Annotated in this window: 1 protein-coding gene and 1 pseudogene; one reads left to right on the forward strand and one right to left on the reverse strand. The window is 65.9% G+C overall.

Annotated elements, in window-relative coordinates; translation table 11 throughout:
- A pseudogene (locus tag CSW57_RS24100) lies at positions 1 to 88 on the reverse strand (2-oxo-4-hydroxy-4-carboxy-5-ureidoimidazoline decarboxylase); the annotation flags it as partial.
- 344 nt (positions 89 to 432) lie between these two features.
- On the opposite strand from CSW57_RS24100, the gene CSW57_RS24110 reads away from it, so the two are divergent.
- On the forward strand, positions 433 to 1,188 hold a 756-nt coding region (locus tag CSW57_RS24110), incomplete at its 3' end, for a nucleotidyltransferase family protein (RefSeq protein ID WP_189339424.1).

The following is a 1,188-nucleotide window of genomic DNA, read 5'->3' on the forward strand; positions in this document are numbered from 1 at the left end:
ACGTGCAGCACTGGTAGAGGGCGTGGATCGCCTGGCGCTCGCGCAACTCGTTGAAACTCTCGAGTCCTCGCCAGTCAACTCGTCGCACGTCAGGTCCCGTCCTCTCCGATTTCTCGTGGTGCTGCTGCCTTCATCGCAGCGCCCGCTCTGGTTGCCTGCACACGTCAATGCTCGAAGTCTGTGCCTGTTCAGCCCATCACGTCCTGAAAGCGGTCGAATCGGGTCGAAACGATCGGGTGGCGTCGGATGATCCGGCCTCGGAGTCGGTGCTCATTCGGTGGTACCTCTGGTGAGATGGTCATGTGGGTCTCGTGGGCACCGCCATCCGGCGGGGTGCCATCGCTTCCCATGAGGATCTCGCGAAGTCTGCTCGTCCGCTCGGCGAGCAGAACCGATATATCCAAGGCCGTCAGGCCCGGAGGAGGTCGATCGGTGGAGCGCACGGCGGGCGAGACGGCCACCGGAGACGCCCGTGACAGGGCAGCACCATCGAGTGCGAGCGCGGGCCCAGGCGGTATGCCAGAGCACGGAACGGTGGTCGGGGTTCTGTTGGCCGCCGGCGCGCAGCCAATCACCTTGATGCGCAAGTATTTTCGGCATCCCGTATCTGGTGCCCGCGCCGGGGTGGATGCGCTCGGCGACGGCGGATGCGGACAGGTGCTCGTCACCGTCGGTGCCGCTGCCCCGGAGATGCCCGGGGGAGCGCAGGCCGTACAGGTGCCGGACTGGCGCAGGGGCTTGAGCGAGTCCGTGCGCGTGGCGCTTCTGGAAGCCGCCGACGTCCCCGATCTAGTCGGAGTGGTTTTACATGTTGTTGACATCCCGGACGTGACGGGCGCGCAGGTGCGCCGACTTCTGGACGCTTGCGGTCCCCGACCCGGCCGACTGGGCAGAGCAGTATTCGCGGGGTCTGCCGGACATCCGGTCTACCTCGGCGCAGACCATCTCGATGGGGTCCTGCAGTCGTTGTCGGGGGACCGTGGCGCGAATTTTCTGCGGGTTTTGCGGGTTCTGTGGAACTGGTCAGTCGAAGGTGTAACCCAGCGCGACTTCACCAAAGCGCTGCACCACGATTCGTGCTGCTGCCAGCGGTTCGTCGAAACCGTCCCGGGCGAACCCGGTCAATCGGGCAGCGTTACCGGTGCCCTGGGGCTCGATGGCGACCTCGGCGAGCATCTCGCCGGTGGB

Source organism: Williamsia muralis (assembly GCF_002735905.1).
In the GTDB taxonomy this organism is placed as follows: domain Bacteria; phylum Actinomycetota; class Actinomycetes; order Mycobacteriales; family Mycobacteriaceae; genus Williamsia; species Williamsia muralis_A.